Here is a 23433-nt window from a genome sequence, read left to right as displayed (position 1 = left end):
GTTTAGAGTCTTTGAGCTAGTTTTTTAACCATACCGTTTTTCCAATCGGCAAATGTTCCCGCTAAGATATGTTTTCTGGCTTCGCGAACCAACCACAGGTAGAATCCAAGGTTGTGGATAGTTGCAATTTGTCGACCTAACATTTCATTTACAGTGAATAAATGACGAAGGTAAGCCTTGCTATATTCAGTATCTACCCAAGTGATTCCCATTGGGTCTACCGCTGAAAGATCGGCCTCCCATTTTTTATTTTTAATGTTTACTATTCCTTCAGAAGTAAAAAGCATTCCGTTACGGCCATTTCTTGTAGGCATAACACAATCGAACATATCGATTCCAAGGGCAATATTTTCTAATATATTTACTGGCGTACCTACTCCCATAAGGTAACGAGGTTTATCTTTTGGAAGAATATCGGTAACGATTTCGGTCATTTCGTACATTTCTTCAGCAGGTTCTCCTACCGAAAGACCACCAATAGCATTACCTTCTGCCCCAACCGAAGCAATATATTCTGCAGATTGTTTTCGTAAATCTTTGTATGTACTCCCTTGTACTATTGGGAAAAACGTTTGGTCGTAATCGTATTTTAAAGGAGTTTTATCTAAGTGTTTTATACATCTATCCAACCAACGATGCGTCATATGCATAGAGCGCTTGGCGTAGTTGTAATCGCAAGGATAAGGCGCACATTCATCAAAAGCCATTATGATATCGGCCCCAATAGTACGCTGAATTTCCATCACGTTTTCAGGAGTAAAAAAATGATAGCTCCCGTCTATATGACTTTTAAACTTAACCCCTTCTTCTTTAATTTTTCTATTAGCTGAAAGCGAATACACTTGATAACCCCCACTATCGGTTAAAATATTTCGGTCCCAGTTCATAAATTTATGAAGTCCGCCTGCTTTTTCAAGAATTGGCATTTGTGGACGTAAGTACAAGTGATAGGTATTACCAAGAATAATATCGGGATTTATATCTTCCTTAAGTTCACGTTGATGCACTCCTTTTACGGTACCCACGGTACCAACAGGCATAAAGATTGGTGTTTCAATAACACCGTGATCTGTAGTAATAGTTCCAGCTCTTGCGCTGCTTTGTGTATCTGTGGCTTCTAATTTAAACTGCATTCAGCTATTTTTATTGAGGATGCAAAGATAACTTTATAATTCTGAAATCGGGATTCTGAATTCAGATTTGAATGGCATGTTAACAAAACTGCTAAATCGTTAATAAAAGGTTATACTACTATTTTGCTTCCCTTATTATATAGGTTACTTTTGAAGCTGAAAATTAAACTATGTTATGGCAGATTACAAAGCACTTGAAGATTTAGTAATTCAGGTACGAAGAGATATTCTTCGACAGGTACACAAAGTAAATTCGGGACATCCGGGAGGTTCATTAGGGTGTGCAGAATTATTTGTTGCACTTTACAACGAATTAATGGATCACAATAATGATTTTTCTATGGACGGTGAAAACGAAGATATCTTCTTCCTTTCAAACGGACATATCTCTCCAGTTTTTTATAGTGTCTTAGCGCGTTCTGGGTATTTCCCAGTAGAAGAACTAAACACTTTCCGCCTTTTAGACTCTCGTTTACAAGGTCACCCAACTACTCACGAAGGGTTGCCAGGTATTCGTATGGCTTCTGGCTCTTTAGGTCAAGGGATTTCAGTTTCTATTGGAGCTGCTCAAACTAAAAAGTTGAATAACGACAATCACATTGTTTACACACTTTGCGGTGATGGTGAGTTACAAGAAGGTCAGAACTGGGAAGCTATTATGTATGCTGCAGGAAATAAAGTGGACAACCTAATTGTTACTATCGATTTAAACGGACAGCAAATTGACGGTTCTACAGAAAATGTACTTCCTTTAGGAAACATGAAAGCTAAGTTTGAAGCTTTTGGCTGGGATGTAATGGATATTGAAGAAGGAAATAACATTGAAGCTGTAATAACTGGAATGAAAAAAGCCAAAGAAAAAACTGGAAAAGGAAAACCAGTATGTGTGCTTTTACATACAGTAATGGGTAATGGTGTAGATTTTATGATGCACACTCACGATTGGCACGGGAAAGCGCCAAACGACGAGCAATTAGAAAATGCACTTTCACAGAATCCTGAAACCTTAGGAGACTATTAAAATTGAAAAAAATCGAGATGAAAAAATATACAGATTCAGGCAAAAAAGATACACGATCAGGTTTTGGTGACGGACTTACCGAGCTTGGAAAGAAAAACAAAGACGTAGTTGCGCTTTGTGCAGATCTTACAGGTTCACTTAAAATGGATGAATTCAAGAAAAATCATCCTGAACGTTTCTTCCAAATAGGAATTGCTGAAGCTAATATGATAGGAATTGCAGCTGGAATGACTATTGGAGGCAAGATACCTTTCACTGGAACTTTTGCTAACTTTTCTACAGGAAGAGTTTACGATCAAATTCGTCAAAGCGTTGCCTACAGTGGTAAAAACGTAAAAATTTGTGCTTCACACGCAGGTATTACTTTAGGTGAAGATGGGGCAACACACCAAATTTTAGAAGATATTGGTTTAATGAAGATGCTTCCCGGAATGACTGTAATCAACACTTGCGATTACAATCAGACCAAAGCAGCTACTATTGCCGTTGCCGAACACGAAGGACCTGTTTACCTTCGTTTTGGAAGACCAAAAGTGGCCAACTTTACTCCTGCCGATCAAAAGTTTGAAATCGGGAAGGCTGTTCAGCTACAAGAAGGAACCGATGTAACTATTATTGCTACAGGGCATTTAGTATGGGAAGCTTTACAAGCTGCTGAAACCTTACACGAAAATGGTATATCTGCCGATGTAATAAACATTCACACCATCAAGCCTTTGGACGACGAAGCGATTTTAAAGAGCGTTAAGAAAACGGGCTGTGTAGTTACTGCAGAAGAGCACAACTACCTTGGTGGATTAGGAGAGAGTGTTGCTAGAGTTCTTTCAACTCAGCATCCAGCACCACAAGAGTTTGTTGCTACTCAAGACACTTTTGGTGAGTCTGGAACTCCAGAACAACTAATGGATAAATACGGATTAAACGCTTCAGCAATTGTTGCTGCGGCTAAAAAAGTTATTGCTAGAAAATAGCAGTCGATACAATCAGAAACAAAAAATCCCCACTTGCTTAAAGTGGGGATTTTTTTATTTGTAATTGTCGTTAGAAAAAGACGTGAAACTTGATGTTACATAAAGAAGCTATAAGCATCTATTATCTTTGTCTAAACAATTCGTTGTTTTAGATTGTTGGATCTAAATAATCTGGGATACCATTTCCATTAGTATCTGGGAAAAAGATTTCGCCATCAATAATTTCAATCTCGTACTCTGTAAGTCTACCGTCGCCGTCATCGTCATTATCTAGATAATTTGGAACTCCGTTGTCGTCAGTATCGTCATCAGTTAAAATCTGATTGTTGTTTAAGTCTTCCATATACGAAGGGATTCCATCGTTATCGTGGTCTGCTACTTCAGAAGCAAATAATTCAAATGAGAAAATTAATTGCTCATAAGGAAGTAAATCTCCTGCTGGTGGATATTGAAAGTACCCTAATCCAGAAGGTACAAACACAGCTCCAATACCATAGTCTTCAAAAGTAAGCGTTCCGTCAGGGTTTGAAATTATATTTCCAGCCCCTTTAAACTCGATGATAGCCTGTTGTAATCCTCTAATAATCCCTGGACTGCTTGGACCATCTACTAAGCTAAAACGCACAGGAATTACTGAGTTATCAAACAGCTCAAGATTTAAAAATCTTCCATCGTAAGTATTGATAGTATAATCTGAGAAGTTTGGTCGCTCCCCTGCTCCTTCACGAACTTTTAAATAGTATAATTTATACTTTACGTCCATATCCACAGCATCAGTTACTTCTTTATATGAAACTTGTTCAATTAAAGGAGTTTTTGAAGCGTTATCACCAGCGATAGTATCAAAAACTAATTTGAAGTTTTCTGGATCGGCTTGAAAGTCTTCGTAGTTATAAAAGTGTGTTTCTAGAAACTCTTCTATTTCAGCTTGTGCTCTAACAGCTTCCTCTCCACGATCTCTTGGCGGAATTGGCTGTGGGCCATCGTCTTCATCTTTTTTACAAGAAACAGTAATAGTTAGCATTGCAATTAAAATTGCAAGTCCGTATTTTATTTTTGTCATCATCTAAATTTTGTGGGCGCAAGATACAATTTTCCCCTATTTTTGTATATCATATTAACGTTGTTTTTAGGATAAATGTATGCGGATTGATAAGTATTTATGGTGTGTTCGGTATTTAAAAACCAGAAACATGGCTACTCAAGCTTGTAAAAAAGGAGCGGTACGTGTAAATGGTGATATAGTAAAACCCTCTCGGGATGTTTATCCGGGGGATGTTATTACGCTACGAAAAAATCAGATAAACTATCAAATTGAAGTGTTAGATTTACCCCCAAATCGAGTTGGGGCTAAGCTTGTAGGACTTTATAGAAACGACACCACCCCAAAAGAAGCTTTTGAAACAAATGAATTGCTTCAATACGCTAAGAGTTATTACAGAAAAAAAGGCGTAGGAAGGCCAACTAAAAAAGACAGAAGAGATTTAGATGATTTTATAGAATCCCCGGAGGACGAAATAGAATAGTTATAATTTTGAAAAACAAATAGTAGATGCAAGAAATAGATACAGTTATTTTGGATAAGAAGCAGATTGCTCACAAAATAAAAAGAATAGCATATCAAGTATATGAAACCAATGTAAATGAAAAAGAAGTGGTGATTGCTGGAATTATGAGCAATGGGTATGTACTTGCAAAAAAAATAAAAACCGAATTAGAAAAAATCTCTCCTATAAAAGTTATTTTATGCGAAGTGAATATCGATAAGAAAAATCCTATTTCGAAGATTGAAACTTCATTAAAACCAGAAGAATATAAAGACAAGTCGCTTTTGCTAGTTGATGATGTATTACACTCTGGTACAACACTTATTTACGGGATAAAGCATTTCTTAGAAGTGCCTTTGAAGCAATTTAAAACTGCAGTACTAGTAGACAGAAACCACAAGAAGTACCCTGTAAAGGCAGATTTTAAAGGAATTTCGCTTTCAACGTCTTTAAATGAAAATGTTTCTGTGATTTTTGAAAAGAATAACGACAGAGCTGTTTTAGAATAAGGTTGAAGTTATTTCTTTAACCACTTCATCTATACTCCTATTTTCAACCTCCACTATTTTGTTGGCTTGATTGTAGTAATACACTCTTTCAAAAAGGTGTTTACGAATAAAATCGTTTAACAATTCTTCTGTTTCGAGGTGCGACAATAATGGGCGACTGTCTTTTTCTAAAAATAAACGCTTAGTAAGCACTTCTAAGGGCGTTTTTAAATAAACCGATGTTACATCATCTTGATTTGTAAGAACCGCAATAGAGTCGGCGTAACAAGGCGTACCTCCGCCAGTTGCCAAAACAAAGCTTTCATCTAGGGCTAGGATCTCTTTTAAGATAGTATTTTCAATTTTTCTGAAATAGATTTCTCCTCTGCTTGAAAATATTTCGGATACGGTAGTTCCTTCTCTATTTTCGATTTCAGCATCTAAATCTTTAAAGGGAACTTTTAAAACTTCTGCTAGTTTTTTACCAATTGCAGATTTTCCACTTCCCATATAACCCATTAAAACAATTTTCATTTGCTTTTTAAATTTAATAATTAGCATTTTCAAGGGTGAAAAACGTTCAAAATTTAGGTTTCCCACTTTGAATCGACAAAATTAGATTAAAAAATGCATTTGTGAGCCTCTGAATTTCAGGCATTTTAAAATTTATTTAAAATTTTATTCGATTTCGTTTTGAAAGTACAAATTAATGATAGTATATTTGCACCCGCCTACCGAAAGAAAGGCAAACAACAAAAGGACGACTTGGTAGCTCAGTTGGTAGAGCACCTCCCTTTTAAGGAGGTGGTCCTGGGTTCGAGCCCCAGCCAAGTCACAAATTAAAAAAGAAATCTCGATGTAAAGTCGGGATTTTTTTGTTTATACAAATATCTATTTGGCGAGAAGTTTATCCCGAGCGAAGTCGAGGGAAGCCCCAGCCAAGTCACAAGTTAAAAAAGAAATCTCGATGTAAAGTCGGGATTTTTTTGTTTATACAAATATCTATTTGGCGAGAAGTTTATCCCGAGCGAAGTCCAGGGAAGCCCGCTACCGCATGAAATGAAATTCGACGGAGTCAATCCTCTCGTGTGGTTTCCTGCAATTCAATAGAAAGATCAACTACTCGACCGAAATACTGAAAAGCAATAGCGGATATCGAATAAACAAAAGATAAAAATTATATTTTTACTACATTAAAGCCTAGGAGACCAAGCGATGCATTCGCGCAGGAAAATAGGGAATCAGTGCAATAGCCCTTATGAATTTCAGTTTATTGAGTATTGCACGAAGATTAATTAATTGTATAAATGATTTTTAAAAATTTAGAAAAGCGCCAATTTTTATTTCATATTCCACACAGCTCTATATCCATACCGAGTTATGATGGATATATTTCTGAGAGTATTGTAAATGGAGAATTAATTAAATTAACAGATTGGGCCACTGATGTTATTTTTGAAGTAGATGGTATTGACAGAATTCGCACACCATTTAGCAGAGTTTTCTGTGATGTAGAAAGATTTAATAGTGAAGAGGAACGGATGAATAAGTTTGGTCGTGGAGTTATATATACTAAAACTGAACAAGGAAAAAATTTAAGGTTATCTCCTGATAAAGAGTCCATACTTCAATACTATCACCAACATCATATAAAGCTAGAAAGAATGGTGGATGAAAAATTGAAAAAATATAATCAAGTTTTCATTATAGATTGTCATTCATTTCCTGACGAACCTATTACTGGGGAAATAGAAAGTTTTAATCTTAATATTAAAAGACCCGACATCTGCATCGGTTTTGATATGGAGAATTGCGAGGAAAGATATTCTAAAAGTGTAATTGAGTACTTTCTTAGTCTTGGCTATAGTGTTTCGGTAAATACGCCATTCAGTGGAAGCATTGTGCCTCTAAAACACCTTGGCAATGCCAAAGTTCAATCTCTGATGATAGAGATCAACCGAAAGTTGTATATGGAAAAGCACTTCATTAATACTGAAAAATTAGTGAAGTTAAATAGAGAAATCAATAAAGCCTTTGGAAATTCACAAGGGTAAATGGATGCAAATTTTCCTATGAATTATAGTCTCTATAATAGAAAATACTAAGCTTTAATTATTCAATTGTTTTAAGCTTTACCAGTCTAAGCTCCTCAACTCTGTATAAGAAATGCTTTGTATCTGCAACATTACCATCAGGAACACTGCGAACTTGCTTTTTAGCTTTATTAAAATCCTTAATTCTTAAATAGTCCCATTCTTTCTGATGTGTAAAGATTTTGGTTTTAGGATTATATAGGTAGTATTTATCATAACAAGATCTACCACAACTAATCGGAACTGTAAAGTCTAAATAGCCATCCATATTGTAATCGAAAAAAGTAAGATGAACATAGCCTAAAGCAATATAATCTACAATATTCTTAATTGTTTGAATATGTGTTTGTCCCTTATAAACGTGCAGTTCTGAAATTCCACCGTATGCATATTCTTCATTAGGGAGATCCAAAGCCTCCTGCCAAACTGCTTTAAATGTAAAGCCATTAATACTTTTCGAAATATCCGTATTAGTAAATTTAAGAGTGACAGTCATGTCATCTTCTAAATTAACCCACCCTGACTCCTTACTTTCCTGAGAATAAAGTGACAAATTGAAAAGAATAAACAGAAATGCTAAATTAAATCTTGATTTCATTGGTTTGGCATTTAAAGAGTTTGGGAAATATCGGTTACTAAAACTCTATTTAATTCAGCCGCTATCTTCTAGAGTTTAAACATTTAAATTTTAGAATGCAGAATCGCCATATTTATCTACAATATCTATATATTTATTCTGTAACCTTAAGAAGCTTTCAAGTTTATATTGAACGGCACCATTGGGAGCCTGTTCAATATGTTCTGGAAGAGGTTTATATTTTTCCATAAATTCATGGTACAACTCATTCAAATGCTTAAAATAATCCAATACATATTCATAACCTGAAACATCAATATCAATATTTAAACATTTAGATGTATATGTTATAAATGGATCTTTTTTTAGGTCATTAGGAATTGATATGTGGGATAAACATAAACTTTCTTTTCTATTCTTAAAGTACCAAATTAGTTTCTCTCTTTCAGTTTTAGCTTTTTGAAAATCAATTATTGCGTCAATTGCAATATGTTCTTTTCCCTTTATTTGGAATAGATCCTCGATTTCCATTATCAAATTGTATGCTTTACTGTATAGCCTGTATTCAAAAGCTATAAAAAGACCGAACTTATCTAAAAGCTTTTCAAGTTTTTGATAAGTTGGATACAAACGCTCCAAGCCATCAAGATTTGTCGTTGGCTTCAGAAGTTCAATTTCAGCTAGTAATTGGTTGTATTCATCGCGTATAGCTAAATAATCTAAATTCGGGATAAAGCCAATTTTTTCATCATGGCAGAAACAAAATCCTAAATCATATTCTTTATCAAGCTCAATGAAGTTAACCAAGTCATGACATACATAAATGTCGTTTACAGCGCCATTCTTCTCTTCTATATAAAGATCTAAATAAAACCCTTGGTTGGTAATAAAAGTCATTCCTTCCCCTTTCTTATAGCACGATCGAGATGCGCCAAAAAAAACATCATCGAATGCGTTATAACCTTCTTCCCTAACAGCTTCAAATGATTTCGCTAAGCGTTCTAAGAATTGCGGTTTAGAAACTTGCATATAAGACTTACCGTCCTCTAGCAAAGTATCTAGCTGGTTGATATCGAGGTTTTTAATGGCTTGGATTATTTTTTGCAACATTATATGATTTGAAACGTGTTATTATTAAGAAATGTTCAGATTGTTATTTTTTTAAACTTTAAAAGACTTTCAATTTTAATTCAATTTGCCCGAAGATTCGCTATAGCGAATTAACTCTAATCAATAACCGGATAGTTTATTACTCCCCAATCTTCTCCACCGTTGCTTATCATGATATCTATGATAATTGGTAAAAGAAATTCTAGTATCTGACTAGCATCCTTAACCTGAGAGCGATTTAGTTTGCTTTGATAGGTAGCTCCACCGTGAATTAATTGGTTTCGAACTGTATATAATCTATCTAAAACTAACTCCAATAGTTTAGACACCTGTTGGTGTGCTAGATAATTTCTTGAATCTATTTGAGATTGTTTAAAACGTGACTCCCAATCTATTGAATCTCCACGTTGTGCGTCCCAAAATTGCTTGTATGCATATTTATTATCAATTAACAATCTTACAGGGCCTGGGAACTTATACCATAAAATTTTAAAGAATCTTTCTTCAGCATCGAAATCCACCAGCTTAGAAATAAAATCTCTAAACCGTTTCTTTTCAGACAACTCAAAATCATGTGCGTCATTATCGGCATAACAAGCATTAAAGGCAATCCACAACGTAATAAATTTTAAATCTGGATTGTTGGCTTGTTCTTCAGCACACTTCACCCAACTTATTGCACGATGTAATCGAATGGCATTATTTTCATCTAAATCGCCTGATAAAGATTTAAGTTTATTTTTTAAAAGTGATGCTTTTATTATCTGTATTTCGGGTGCTTTACCTTCCATTAATTTTTTATTACAACCAATTTTATCTAATCCAGTATTCCTTTTTGCATCAACATTTGATTATTTGAATAAAAAGGCACATCTGTATTACCTAAAATAGATGCAGGTACATTTGTTAACTCGTTGAGATTATCCATAGGAACTATTACTGTTTTAGCTCCATTTTCAGATAACATAGTAATTTTATCTGCAAAATTAATCGCTCGCTCTACTGCACCTCCAACCGATAAATTTCCTAGAACTGCTAAACCTGGCTTTAAATTCTTTTTATAAATAGCAGACACAATAGCTAAGTAAACAGCCGACCCGATTCCTGTAGATATACTTGCTCCAAGCATATTTGTTACTTGAATAGTAACATCAAAGTTTTTTAACGAATGTTGTTCATTTAAAATGCTCTTTTCATTTGCCTTGATATACTGAAATGTATTTTTAACATTTTCTTTGACTTGGGTGTTACTAATCCCTGAAATATTAAGTTTACCTGATCCTGAAGTAATAACAGCTTCTATCCTTACTAAGGCCATGCTTTCCCCATCACTAGTAGAAGTATAACAAACTCCCGGAGGTAATGGGTTATTATCTATTAAATGAGATCCTTTTTCTTCAGGAAGTCCTACGTAATGTTCCTCTTGTGTATCTTTATCAATATACGAGAAGTTAGTATCCCAAAACTCCATACCTCCAATCTTCTTAAGCTGTTCTTTCACCCTTCTCCTCATTTCAATAGCTAACTCTAGATATTCACGAACATCTTCTTTCGTGTATACACCATCAGGATGCATAAGCTTTATAAAGCCCGAGACTGTTTTCTTAACTGGCTTTGTATCTCTTTGCTTTAAATGTGATCCTAAAGTAAAATAATCTTCAATTACGTCTGTGTAAGTTGTCTTTCTAAATGATTTTAAACATTCTGAAAAATAGTCAGTACTAAACCCAAAACTACTAGTAAAATTACTAGGTGAAAATTTAATCATTTCCCAACCTGGCAAATAAAAGTGTATTCTATCTAAAAATGCTGTATCATTGTTAACTTCATCAGACAGTGCACTAAATAAATGGCTTGTTTTTAAAACTGTTTCTATAGGTTGATTTATATTCCCATTTAGAATAATTGATGCTACTCCGGTAATTTCACCACCAGCCCCTGCTCTTGAAAAAGAACCTGACTCTAAATAATCTTTCATTAAGGGTATTGCATCCTTTTCTTTAAATATCTTATCTGTAGCCTCATCAAAACAGATTGCATCCCATTGTCCTACTGCTCCTACTTTGCCGGTACCACCATGCACAAACAATTTAGCCACAGTACCTTGACCACCTGAAATTAACACTGCATAAGGGGTTAGTTCTTTATATACGAAAGATTTACCTGTGGAACGTGGCCCTAATTCAATAAAATTGAAGTTTGACTCCACCATTGGAATCAATCTTGAAAGCAAAAGCATTTTTAATCGATCCGTCATACCTTCAGATTCGGGTTCATAACCACAACTTCTTAGCAAAACATTTAACCACTCTTTTTTGTCGAATAGATGACGATTTTCTATTATTCTTGAATTATCAAAAGTTGATAACTGAATTGGTTTAATATCCTGAATTATAAAAGGAGTTCCTTTAGTACCATCTTTAGAAAAAGCATCATATTCAATATCTATAATTGCCCAAATACCACCCATTAACATTTTATCGTGAGTGGTAACCATAGCATCAGAAATAACACCTTTTTTAATATTACTATTCTGCAGTTGTGCCCAATACACGTCTTTAGAGGTGTCTAGTTTAACCGATATTTTATCAATAATCTTATATGTTCCTTTTTCCCGAATTTTAGATTGAATTAAATCACTCTCTTCAGGATTTACATAATGTTCAGAAAGTATCTTCTTAACATTATTCATCCCTTCTTTTATCTTACCCTCGTCATCTGTAGAACATGAATTGGCTATAAGATATTCTAGAACGAAAACAGGTACATTTGCACCAATCTTAACCTCTCTTACGAGATCCTTTTTCACAACGTAACCTCTAAAGATATCTAACAATTTATTATCCAGATCATCTAATATTATCATAACTATTGGGTATTAAAGTAAACCTCCTAAATCGCGGGCTGCACTTTGTGAGACAGTTGCTTTATCTAATTGTTCTTTTGTAGTAGCATCTAAAACTTTAATTTCAATTGTTGAACTGGAATCAAATTGATACTCCTTTTTAATTTCTTTATCTTTTTCGATTGTAATAATATCACTTTTATTTACTTCTTTACCGTTTGCAAAAAACAGTAATAACACTTTTCTTTGAGAAGCAAACAACCCATCGGATTGAGAGTTACCCTTAAGTTTTATTGAATAAAAATTACCTGTAATATCTTTTAAATCACTTTTGTTTGAAATTACAACCTCAAGCATCTCATTGGAAGACTCTGTGTTCGACCATTTAAAATATGGAATAATCGTTTCTTGTGGCGACATTCCTCCATGACTAAAACCATAAACCCCAGGTGACTTAAAAGGCCCTAATCGCTTAGCAAAATAACAATAATCATATTCCTTATATACAACCTGCCTTTCTATCATCAAATCAGTGTTAATAGTCTGTTTATCCTTGCTTCTAATATATCGTTCACTTTTACTTATAGCTCCTTTAAAATCGACTTCTATTTTATCTGAATTTTCAAGCACTCCCGTCAGGGTATAACCATGATCCGTAATTAAGTAAACCTGCTTATATCCATTATTCAATAATTGCTTTATTTTATTGGAATAAGTTTCAGCGACTTGACTAAAGTATTTTAATGCTTTTTGCTGATAAGTTTCACCTAACTTATCTGGATCTTTGTAACTACAAATAAGATAATCCGCCGAGTCTGTTGTTTCATTAACATTTTCTAAATCAATAAAACCAATATCTTTATTCGAATTAGTAAGAGTTAGATATTGTTCTCGCTCTTTTTTAGTTGCTAAAACCTCTCCTGTATTTACATACAATTGACTCATATTGTGCTCCGTTTCTGAGGGCAACCCGGCAAACAAATATTCCTTATGAAGCTTATAGTTCGACTTTCCAAAAGCTGAAATAATGTCCTGTGCAAATTCCCAAGAAACACCATCTCCTACTATGATCGCTGTTTTATTATTATGTTTATTTAAAATATCTTGAATGATTCCTGTTTGATTGCTTTCATAAGTATCAATATACTTAAACCACTTATCTAAGTATATAGTTGATAGATTTTTGTAGAAGTTCTGGAAAGGTTCAATAATCTCCTTTTGATTTAAGAACAAACCATATAGTTTACGAATTGCCCCATCAACTTTATAAAAATGCTTTATATAAAAATCAACAGCTTGATCAAATGAGCTAATTTGATTAATGTTTTTTTCATCAAATTCTAATAGCACTTTAACCTCATGCCAAAATGTAATACCTATAGCTAGTGCAGCCTTATTTGAACTTCGTTGATTTATTTTAGGTAATATGCTCGAAAGGAATTTTTTATCGTTAATTTTCAATCCAATTTCTTTCAGCCAAATTTCATCTATACTCTTAAACGGATGAGATGCGTGGATTTCAAATGCGTTAGATTTTTTTCCCGGTTTATATTTATCTAAATAAGTAAAAAAGGAAGCCTGATAGCTTAAACTATCCAACCATGTTTTATAAACATTGAGCAGCAATTCACTAATATTATTATTCCATAATCCATCTAACAGCTTATTAGCAACTTCTCCCGCTAAAGTTTGAGCCGGCTTTTCTATATAGCTTTGACCAATAAGTTCTGATACTTTTTTATAAAATATTTCTTGAGTCCCTTTATCAAACTTCTTTACAAATGCCTTAGGATTATCCAGAAAAGGGAGTAGTTCTTTCTCTAAATCAAAAATCTCTGAAGCTCCTTTATGACTTAAATCCATCCAATACGTTTGGTCTTTACCAACACTTACCTTTGCTGCAGAAATCAACTCTTCTTTAGGTAAATTGATATTTATATTAAGAAACTGGTTTACTTTTTTCTTTATATAGTGATCAAAATACTTTATTTCTACACTACCATTTGTTTCACAATATTCTCTAATGAATTTAAGTTTACCCTTAGGAGTATTAGTATAAATTAGAAATTTAAGATCATTTTTATCTAAGCCCTCAATATCGTATTTAACTTTTAACTCCTCTATTTCATTAGCTGTTCTATAAACTTGAATATCATCATCTAGTTTATCCAATAAAAAATTAGCATCTCCTGATTCGTCTACAAAAACTACAATTTGATGATTTTTATATATTTTTTCTAAATCTTTTTTAAACCAGTTGTCTATCATTGTTAATTTTCTATAATATTTGATTCTTCAATTTCTCGAGTCTTTGGTTCGAGCATAAATTCAAGCCCTAATACTTTATATTTCGTTTCTTCACTAATTGAGTTAAAATCTTCTCCAATATGCTCACATAAAAACTTGAGTATTTCCAAACCTCGCTCTAGAACTTTTTTAGGTGTCCAATCTTTTTCATTTGCTACTAACATCGCACTCATAGAGTCATATTTATAACCTCGCTTTAGATACCCCTCTCCTTTATTGCTTTGATCTACTTTATACAAAAAAGGATCGTTTTGAAGTGATGAATTATCACTTTTAGATAATGCTAAAAGATTTCCTAAACTATTCGCTAATTTTCTACGTTCTTCAGGTGTATACTGGGCAAAATCGCTCCAATTGTTTTGAATTTTATTATAATCTTCCTGTACTTCACTTTCTTTCTTCCCTCTGTTTTCAGCATACGCTTTTAAACTAACTGCGGCACTTTTGGGGTAGATATGCTCAATACTATCATTCTTAACGAAATCTCTCCAAGATATGGCAGAGCTCTCTGTTGAAGTTTTGTTTACCTTTCGTAGATATATGTCGTACTGATATAGTAAATAAAACCTGCCAGACCATCTATAAAAACCTTCTTTATGCCCTAATTCAAACATTTCATAGGTTTGATTTACAAACAAATTGAACCTGTAATACCAAGAGGTATAGGTTTCAATAGAAGCTTTGGTTTGCTCAGGAGTTTTGCTGCAAATATATACTTGATGGGCAAGTTCATAAATTTTACTATCTCCAGTATTTCCTCTTTTACCTGATAAATTGAAAAGTTTGAAACTAAATTTTTCTAAAGCTTTAATTGCTTCTACAAATTCATTTCTGTCTTCTCTGGATAAAATGGCTAATAGCAATGGTTTAAATGAAGCTTTAAGTCCAACATGATGAATACCTTGAATTGCCTTACTTATAACTTTTTCAGATTCGTCAAAATAATGTAGATTATGTAACTTATTAAACCAAATAGCACATTTCTGAAGAGATTTTATATAAGCCTTTATATCTTCTCTACTTAAATTGCCATTATATACGTTATCCAAACTGAAGTATTCATCAAATAAAAAATTGGCATATACATTGGCTTCTTTTCTGCTATATTCATCAAAGTATGTTATCCAATGATTCTTAATAAAGTCTTCATCATCTAAAGGACGTGTTTTATTTTGACCTAAAGATTTATATATGGTTATCCAGGCAATGTTTATTGCTTTTTCCAAGTCTATTTTTTCAGCATCATTTAAAACTTCACCTTCTGCTGAACCATCATCTACAATATATTTATCATTTAGATATAACAATCTATTCTTTAACTTTTCTAATTGAGAAAGTGGCTTCCCTCTATTATTCATAGTTTCAAACACCACATATTCATCTAATTCTTCGGGAAGAATATATTCATTAAGTTTGAGCTGGCTTGTTACTCTATTGAAAAGTAATTGGAGGTCGTGTTCCTCGTATTGAAGATATAGCGACACCATATCTTCAAAGAATATTTTTGCTTTTAATAAGTTTTCTGTGTAGATGCTTTCTTCGCTATCATCCTCTATTTCATCTAAAGCTAAAATATGTTTTCTAAAAAATTTATCGCTAGGATTATCTTTATCATAACCAAAGATATAAGCATTTACACTTTTATTGATATATAAATATTGCATTTCCACATCACCCTCTCTAATACCTAATATTATATTTGAATCTTTGGCTCTTTTAATGATAACACTTAACAATATTAGAATTGATGTGATTCTTTGCTGTCCATCTACAATGGAATATTGTTTATGATTTGGCAACCAATTGTACTCACAAGGCTTCACCTCAACTAAAGTTAACAAACCCGTATAATGCCATTTGCCTTCTGGAATATTAATAAGATCATTCCATAAGTCTATTAACTGTCCTTTAATATTCTTGAGCGGTTCATTCTGCTCTATATTGACTTGTTTATTATTAGACCATGCATAACCTCTTTGATAAGCAGGAATCCTTAATATCCTATTTGTAAATATGTCGTGTATTGACTTTAAATCCATAACCCTACCAATCCGCATTTAAATACTTCTTTAACTGTCCTTTGTTTAAAACCTCATAAGCTAGCATGCCTTTATTTTGTAGCGGAGCTATGTTTTTTCCTACTCCATCATCTAAAATAGGATCATAACCTTCTGCCAACAACTCATCTATCTTTTGTTTAAAGCTTTCTATTTCTTTTAGCTGCTTGTAGATTTTATCCAACTCGTTTTGCTCTGAAGCTGTAAGTACAGATTTTGCTCTTAAGTCACTTTGGCGATTCTCTAAAGCGCGTTCTCGTTGCTCAATATAGCGTGAGCGGATACTTAATAACTTATCTCTGTTCCATTTGTAGATAATAATGTAACAATCAAAACCTTGTTCTGGACCAGACGTTAAATGCCAAATAAATGGTGTTTTTGGCAAGTACATAAATAAGTTTAAGTGGTCTGAAAATGCTTTAAAGAAGTGATTGTTAATGTACTCGTTCAATTCTCTTCCTAACACAGAATCAAAAGAAGAATATTGTGCCATAGAAAAACCTTTTTCTATAAACTTTTCTTCTATACGATCAAGCAACACTTTTTCTCCAGCATTTGGTATTAATGGAATAATACCATCTTCATCTTCCATCAATATCTCACGCAGCATATCAGCTAGAAACTCCATGGCCAAATCATTCATACGTTGTTTTGGGATAACATTACTTTCTTTAAACCAATACCAAACATTGATGGGATTAATTTGATGACGAATACAAAATTCTTCTAAATCATTATTGCTTTGGTAAAGCTGTGGAAACCCACTTTCTATTACCTCTCGTTCTTCCGATGTAAATTCTTTTTCTGGTAAGTGTTGTATATAGTCTCTCATATGAGCTAAAGGAAAATCCTCAACTTCGCTTTCTAAATAGGCTTGTTTTGCTTTTTTACTGACAGCTAAACCTCCAATACTTTCACCTTCTTTAGCCAATACCATAGCTTTATCGGCTTCTGTCAACTCATATACCTCAAATATTTTTTCGTTGATGATAGCTTCGTTTATTAGTACTTGTGTAGTTAAAGAATTTTCATAAATAAAGAATTGCTTTAATGAATTGTTAAAGGCTAAATTTGGGTTTGTTAAAATAAAAGAGCTATTAAAATTTTCTTCATAAATTATATAACTACAAAGCTTTTTCTTAATGTCAATATTTCTATTTGCCAATTCACTAACTTTACTCTTAATATTATCTGAAGGTAACACAAAAGGTATTCTTTTTAAATCACCAGGATTTGTATTAACAGTTGGATTGAGGCAATCAATTATATAATAGCATAAACTTGAATTAAGCAGAGCTAATGCATAATTGATGTCCTTAAAACTCTTTTCCAAATAAACCCCTGAACCTGCTGCATCTAAAGTATAATTTTGAGGCATATATCTAAAAGAAGCTCCTTTAGAGCCAGCAGAAGAATAAGTCAAGCCTTCATTGAAGTACATTTTCTCATTTCGGATAACTGAATTGGGAAGGGCTTTGATTTCAGCTGCATTATTTTCCCAGTTTATTACTGTCCAATTATTTCCGTACCACTTTTCAAAAGGACCTCCTTTCGTGTGCCTTGTCCATTTCAGCCCATCTTCTTTGTAATCCTTTGAAATTGAATTTTCATCTATTTCCCACCAAAAACGAATAAATCTATTATTATCGCCGGATTTGCTTCCTGTGCAAAAATTTAAAAATTTTTCTGCACTATCTTTCATAAACTTCTCTCTAAACTCATCACTAATCCAATAAATAAATGGATAAGATTTAATGATTTTTAGTTTGGATTGAGAAATAGAATGGTTATTTATATTGTTATTACCGGCAACATAATCATTAAGAGCTTGTAGCGTAAAATCTTTTTTGAATTTTTCTTTAGGTGTTCTAGTATATTGATCTAATGAAACAAACCACGAATCCTTTGTGCTCTTAATTTCCTTTTCTAGCACATAGAATGCTGGGTCAACCATTATAGGTCCGAAAATATTCCCCAAACTAAAGTCTATAAAAGCATTTATATGCGTTTTTTCAAGAATAAACTTTCGAACATCTTCAAATGTTTTAATAAACATAAAAGTTCGTGGATGTATCAAAGCCAATTTTCCATCCACTTGTGTTAACTCATAACAGCGTTTAATAAATGTAGCATATAAGTTAGTGTGAAACTTATATGGCTTCTGATAATTGCTATTGATAAACTTTTTCAATTCAGGTCCAAAATCACTACTATCTGTGTAGGGAGGGTTGGCTGTAGCCACGTCATACTTTTGAGTAATTAAACGTAGGAAAGTAATAGCATCTTTTGTTTTATCGGTTAAAAAAGAGTTGCCTTGTTGCGTAGCATAACGTAAAAAGGCTTTTTCTAAATTGGATAAAAACTTTTCTTTAAACTGTGCGCTTTGCTGTCCTTCTTGTTCACTGAACAATTGAGCATCACTATTTTTTAAGGCGGAAATATGTGCATTAACTTTTTCGTTAAGCCTTACTAAACTTCCAAACTTATGGGCGTTTTGTAAATCGCTCCAGATAGATTCAATGGTTTCCATTTCCTTGCTATCTCTAATGTCTTCTTTGAAAATAGGGTAAACAAAATCAAAATCAGGTAAATAGAAATCAGAAGAAACAACATTAAAGTTTAGATTACCAATGCTTCTTCGTTTTTGTTTGGCTTTAATCCATAAGCCAAGCTGTGCTAATTGTATGGCACGGTCGTCTAAATCTACTCCGTGTAAATTGTTTTCTATAATGAGCTGCGCAATATCATCTTCATCATAATCAGCACCATAATTATCTATTTGATCTTCGTACAATGTATAGAAAAACTCAAACGCATATAATAAAAAGTTACCCGAGCCCGATGCTGGGTCTATGAGTTTAATTTCGTGTAAAGGTTTGGGGTCTCTTATGCGTTTCTCAGGGGCATTAGCAATTTTATACTTGTTCTTAATATCAGAATCAGGGTACATTTCCAGGTACATTTTACCCAAAGAATTTTCAACCAAAAATTCTACTACCCAACGTGGTGTATATACCTGCGATTGTAAACTTACTTTATGATACTCCGTTTTAGCCTTACTATCTTTGTGTTCTTGCTTTTTTACATTGTTATAGCTTTCATATAGCCATCCTAAAATATCATCACTTTGCCAGATATCATCTTCCACCTGACTGTCTTCAGCTACAGCATTAAAAGCTTCTACAATCTCATTCAATTCTATCACATAAGGTAATAATGCATAAGGATAATCTTTATGAAACAATGGAATAGACGCTCCTAATTGGTTGAACTCATATTTAAAATACTCACGCAAGCCTTCTAATTCCTCTTGGCGCATATTTGGGTTTTGCTCTAACCACATTTTATGTCCGAAAGAACGATCACCATGTTGTTCTTCCTTAGTTACAACGGGCGGAAACAATTGATGTGCTTCCATCACTTTAATAGCTGCCAAACGATTGAACAGTGTAAAAGTAAGTTCGTCCAATGCTTTTTCTCGGGCCTCAGCATAACTCCCTGTTTCATCGGTATGGCTATTGACTAATACCTCTATTTTCTTACGTTTACTTTGTAAGTCCGCAGGTATTTTGTCTAGATCCAATATCTTGTTTGCCCCAAATCCTAAACGAGAAAACTGATTGTTAAAGGCTTTATATATATTAGAACGTATATGTTCTACGTGATCGCTTAATTTCATGGATAATTAGTTGTTTAGTGTTACTTCCACTTCCTCATCATCAGGCATTCCCGCCATTGCTTGTATTTGTGCTGCTAATAATTTTCTATACTCTCCTGCAGACATTACTTTCTTAGTAATACCCAATTGTAATTTTTTAGGCTGCTTAGGCTCACCTTTTTTTGGTTCTTCCTTTAAAAAGCTATTCTTAATCATTTGTAGCTCTGCATCCTTGGAAGGTGCCAAGTCTATATAGTTTAAAATATCAGACAAAGAATATTTCGAAATTTGACACTCCGTATGATATTCTAACCGAACACCATCTACAATTTTATTGCTAGCATACTCCAATAAATTCAACAGTTTTTGTGCACTGCTTTTATTTAATTCAGAAGGATAGTTGCTTTTAAGCTCATGCTGTGATACCTCTATGTCAGATTTTAGTGTTTTATAAGCGTTGCTCATTATGACTGCGTTCTCACTCATTAAATCGTAATAGGCATCTTTAATAGCTTGTGCTGCGGATTGAATGTCTTGAAATTTTTCAATTACATCAGTTTTCATCGCAGCGTTAAAGTCATCCGTTTTGCTACTAATAACAGTGTTCTGGATTCCGGCTTTTTGTAATTCTCTATTCACCGCAACAACAAATCGTTGAAAACCATTTATCTTACTTAGATTCTTCTTTATGAATTTCTCAGCTTTTACAATTGCTTTTATTGCTAGCCTATATTCCTCTTTAGAGTTTAAAAAATCTTCAGCCTTTTCTATATAATTGGCTTCCGTAGTTTTTGCGGTGTAGCGTTGTAGAATATCTTTCTTGTCTCCGACTTTTGAAAACAATCTGTCGAAGTCCTCTTGCGTATTTTTTAAAACATTTAAAGAAGTTATAAAGTGTTCAGCTAATTGGGTGATAGCATTAGATGCTTCAAAATCACTAACATTCCATCCTAATTTCTTATCTGTATGCTTTTCAAAGTCAAGATCTAACAAGGTCTGTATAAGTTCGTTTTTTTGTGAAGCACTTAATGACTTTGTAATTGACTTGTAACGTGCAGATCTAAACTTTGTACTTGAAGTAAATACTTCATGAGCTGCTCTATCTGTATAAGAAAAATATTCCGTATCATTATGTTTTATAACTAGACGTCCAGCTCTAAATAGAACCGCTAAAGCTGTTGAGATAGTACCATAAGAATATCCCCATGGTGCTATTGATAATTCTTCTTCTAAACTTTTACCATCAATATACCTCGATTTAAATTTAGCCGTTATTTCTTCTATTATTTTTAAATGATCACCAGTAAAGTTTCCTTTGGTGTCGAAAAATTTAAACTCATCTCCTGAAAAATATTTGTGTAATTTTTCATCATTAGTCTCAGTTACTAATTTAGTACCAATTGCTTCAGACAATTGACTAGATAATCGTTTCGTGTATATGTTCTTAATAAGTTTTCTCTGAATTTCATTGATGGAACCTTTAAAACTATCTTTATTTAATAGGTTTTCGTCAAATAAATAAATTACAGAACCGTTTGTATAGGCCGCTTCAATTAAGTTTAAGAGATCTTTTTCCTTCTCTTCTTTAATGATTACAAACTCCCTAATAATTTGACGCTTATTGGCATCATCATCATTAGCATATTTTTCTTCCATGTAACCATAACGCTTTACTTCATCCAAAAGCTTGTCAATTTTACTAAAACTGCTGTTATCTGGCACTAAAGTGATCAATTCTTTGGTGTATTGCGTGTCTAATTTCAGGCCCTCTATAAAATCTTGCCTATCTTCATTGATATTAAATAAGCTATAAACCGTAAGTCTTAAATTTCGATTGTTTGAAGCTATTATTTCATCATCTAAATCTGTAAGTATATTAAAATTATAAGCGACAGAATCTTCATTGATTAATGCCACTTGGCGGAATATAGATAGTTTTTTAAGGTAGCTTACTAGCTCTCTTTTTTTGATAAACAATTCCACATCAAAATCTTTCATCTCCTCTAATAACTTACCTTCTAAATTTGAAGTGATTTTGTAGTTATTATTAGATAAAAGGAGGATTTTAGCCTCTACCAACAGGTTCAATGCTGCCTCAACTTTTGGTTTTACATCGTAATACGTAGATATATCTTCAATGTAAGCTTTGGTTATATTCTCAATAGTTGGAGAAGCCAGTTCAGATTCATTAATAAAATGAAGGGTTTTCATCAATTTTTCACCATTTAAACCTACTATCTTATTTTTAACTATACTTTCGGCTAAACTATATTTGTTAACTAAATCAACAGGAGGTGCTGCTTGAGCATTTTCACATAAATCATGAGAAGTCGTAAACTTATATAATTCACGATCTCTCAAAACTTTTTTTAATACATCAAAAGTTGTAATTATCATTCCACGTGCAGCAACTTGAGATGCAGCTAAAGCATTTGAACTAAAAAGAAACTTCTGTAGTAAATCAAACTGATATTTATGAAATGGATAATAAGTAGCAAATTGCTCTGCTGATTCTGTTTTTGTAGGAAATGACGACTTTAAATTAGTAACATCGCTAACTAAGCCATCATTATTTTTGTAATATAAAAGTAAGTCTGTAAAAGACTTATTCTTTTTCAACAATAGTCTATTGCGAATAATAACATCTACTTCTGTAGATTCTAAGTGTATTTTGGTTTTGAATCGATCAGTAACTTTAGTTAATTGACTCTTTTTTGCATTGGCATTAGTTATAACGGAGTCTAGTTTTTCTTGAGCAATTGCAATTGTCCATACTTTATTTTGAATACTTGACAAACTTTCCGCAAGACCCTCTAAATCTAAAAGGTTAAATTTATTTTGACTTATTGCTTCACTAGCTTCATCAAAAACAAATACCAAATTCTCATCTTGAAATTTATTTATATATTTTTCTAATTCTACTTTAAAACTTCCTGCATCAAAATTTTTTATAGCGAAACTATAGGTGTTCTGAGTATCCGCAAATTCAGCATCAGTATAATCCATTGCTGAATAAATTCTTCGCATAACTTTTGCTATCTCTCGATTACTTTTCTTTATCTCATCCCATTCTTTTCCAAATAACTCTTTTGCTTTTTCTTGTAAAAATTCATACTTGTCATCGATAAAAAGATCATACTCCATATAACCATAACGATCTTCACGAAAACCAAGCTTTTTTAAAAAATTAGAAAACAGAGTAAATGCAAGTCCATTGTCTGTGTTTTGTTTAGCAACATCTAGAAAAATCACATTACTCTTAATAGAGTCTAGCTTTCTAATATTATTTTCTATTATACTTTGATTAGCAACACCAGCTAATCGAGGTATAAAACGATCTCTTGCGCTTGTTCCATTTATAATAGGGTTTTCAATTAAATACCCTAACATTTTCCCGAAATAGGATTTACCAGACCCGTAAAATCCTGACAACCAAACCCCTGTTTCCTTTAGATTCCCTGTGTATTCAGAGATAAACTTAGACAAATGCTTCCCTAAGCCATCTGTTATAATATAGGACTCTATCTCAGACTGTATTTCATCGTGAGATTTATCTTCTAAATTAATAACATTTTTTATGTCCTCGTTTAAGTCGAGTTTTAATATATCTTTAATTGTTTTCATAT

16 protein-coding genes and 1 tRNA gene are annotated in these 23433 nt (G+C 33.1%); 6 read left to right on the top strand and 11 right to left on the bottom strand.

Annotated elements, in window-relative coordinates; all coding sequences use genetic code 11:
• Positions 1-2: 2 nt before the first annotated feature.
• Complete coding sequence (gene tgt / locus G3A46_RS13650; RefSeq protein ID WP_165150664.1) at positions 3-1133, bottom strand: tRNA guanosine(34) transglycosylase Tgt; 1131 nt, start codon at positions 1131-1133, stop codon at positions 3-5.
• Positions 1134-1308: 175 nt separating this feature from the next.
• On the opposite strand from tgt, the gene G3A46_RS13645 reads away from it, so the two are divergent.
• Positions 1309-2154, top strand: a complete 846-nt coding sequence (locus G3A46_RS13645; RefSeq protein WP_165150662.1) for a transketolase — start codon at positions 1309-1311, stop codon at positions 2152-2154.
• A gap of 17 nt (positions 2155-2171) precedes the next feature.
• Positions 2172-3125, top strand: a complete 954-nt coding sequence (locus tag G3A46_RS13640) for a transketolase family protein (protein WP_139856697.1) — start codon at positions 2172-2174, stop codon at positions 3123-3125.
• Between the two features lie 148 nt (positions 3126-3273).
• Here the strand turns inward: G3A46_RS13640 and G3A46_RS13635 are convergent, their stop codons facing one another.
• A complete protein-coding gene (locus G3A46_RS13635) occupies positions 3274-4191 on the bottom strand; it encodes a hypothetical protein (RefSeq protein WP_241836905.1) in 918 nt (305 codons plus the stop codon).
• A gap of 76 nt (positions 4192-4267) precedes the next feature.
• Here G3A46_RS13635 and G3A46_RS13630 point away from each other — a divergent pair, with 76 nt between their 5' ends.
• The gene (locus G3A46_RS13630) at positions 4268-4651 is read left to right on the top strand and encodes an RNA-binding S4 domain-containing protein (protein WP_165150658.1); all 384 of its coding nucleotides are present in this window, start codon (positions 4268-4270) and stop codon (positions 4649-4651) included.
• Between the two features lie 26 nt (positions 4652-4677).
• Complete coding sequence (locus tag G3A46_RS13625) at positions 4678-5181, top strand: phosphoribosyltransferase family protein (RefSeq protein ID WP_165150656.1); 504 nt, start codon at positions 4678-4680, stop codon at positions 5179-5181.
• Here G3A46_RS13625 and G3A46_RS13620 read toward each other — a convergent pair.
• Positions 5173-5694 (bottom strand): shikimate kinase, encoded by a 522-nt coding sequence (locus G3A46_RS13620; RefSeq protein ID WP_165150654.1) that lies wholly within the window; start codon positions 5692-5694, stop codon positions 5173-5175. The two genes, G3A46_RS13625 and G3A46_RS13620, sit on opposite strands and share 9 nt — an antisense overlap.
• Before the next feature lie 228 nt (positions 5695-5922).
• On the opposite strand from G3A46_RS13620, the gene G3A46_RS13615 reads away from it, so the two are divergent.
• Together G3A46_RS13615 and G3A46_RS13610 are read left to right on the top strand one after the other, a co-directional pair.
• Positions 5923-5995 (top strand) — tRNA-Lys (locus G3A46_RS13615).
• 472 nt (positions 5996-6467) lie between these two features.
• Positions 6468-7214 carry an N-formylglutamate amidohydrolase gene (locus G3A46_RS13610; protein ID WP_165150652.1) on the top strand — a complete coding sequence of 249 codons (747 nt, stop codon included), beginning with the start codon at positions 6468-6470 and terminating at the stop codon, positions 7212-7214.
• Positions 7215-7272: 58 nt separating this feature from the next.
• Here G3A46_RS13610 and G3A46_RS13605 read toward each other — a convergent pair whose 3' ends face one another.
• The 8 genes from G3A46_RS13605 to brxC form a co-directional block, all read right to left on the bottom strand.
• Entirely contained in the window at positions 7273-7851 is a 579-nt protein-coding gene (locus G3A46_RS13605; protein WP_165150650.1) for a hypothetical protein, read from the bottom strand.
• A gap of 90 nt (positions 7852-7941) precedes the next feature.
• Positions 7942-8937 carry a hypothetical protein gene (locus G3A46_RS13600; RefSeq protein WP_165150648.1) on the bottom strand — a complete coding sequence of 332 codons (996 nt, stop codon included), beginning with the start codon at positions 8935-8937 and terminating at the stop codon, positions 7942-7944.
• 119 nt (positions 8938-9056) lie between these two features.
• The gene (locus G3A46_RS13595; protein ID WP_165150646.1) at positions 9057-9731 is read right to left on the bottom strand and encodes a HEPN domain-containing protein; all 675 of its coding nucleotides are present in this window, start codon (positions 9729-9731) and stop codon (positions 9057-9059) included.
• Between the two features lie 26 nt (positions 9732-9757).
• Positions 9758-11806 (bottom strand): protease Lon-related BREX system protein BrxL, encoded by a 2049-nt coding sequence (gene brxL, locus G3A46_RS13590; protein ID WP_165150644.1) that lies wholly within the window; start codon positions 11804-11806, stop codon positions 9758-9760.
• Positions 11807-11818: 12 nt separating this feature from the next.
• A complete protein-coding gene (locus G3A46_RS13585) occupies positions 11819-14053 on the bottom strand; it encodes a hypothetical protein (protein ID WP_165150642.1) in 2235 nt (744 codons plus the stop codon).
• A gap of 2 nt (positions 14054-14055) precedes the next feature.
• Positions 14056-16149: a DUF262 domain-containing protein gene (locus G3A46_RS13580; RefSeq protein WP_206736027.1), complete on the bottom strand. Its 2094-nt coding sequence runs from the start codon at positions 16147-16149 to the stop codon at positions 14056-14058.
• Positions 16136-19828 (bottom strand): BREX-1 system adenine-specific DNA-methyltransferase PglX, encoded by a 3693-nt coding sequence (gene pglX / locus G3A46_RS13575; RefSeq protein WP_165150640.1) that lies wholly within the window; start codon positions 19826-19828, stop codon positions 16136-16138. Before pglX ends, G3A46_RS13580 begins: the two co-directional genes overlap by 14 nt.
• 6 nt (positions 19829-19834) lie before the next feature.
• Complete coding sequence (gene brxC / locus G3A46_RS13570) at positions 19835-23431, bottom strand: BREX system P-loop protein BrxC (protein WP_165150638.1); 3597 nt, start codon at positions 23429-23431, stop codon at positions 19835-19837.
• Positions 23432-23433: the final 2 nt, after the last annotated feature.

Source organism: Aequorivita sp. KMM 9714, assembly GCF_011065475.1.
Taxonomy (GTDB): domain Bacteria; phylum Bacteroidota; class Bacteroidia; order Flavobacteriales; family Flavobacteriaceae; genus Aequorivita; species Aequorivita sinensis.
Note: the sequence above shows the minus strand (reverse complement) of the source record. Positions and strands in the feature narration are given on the sequence as shown.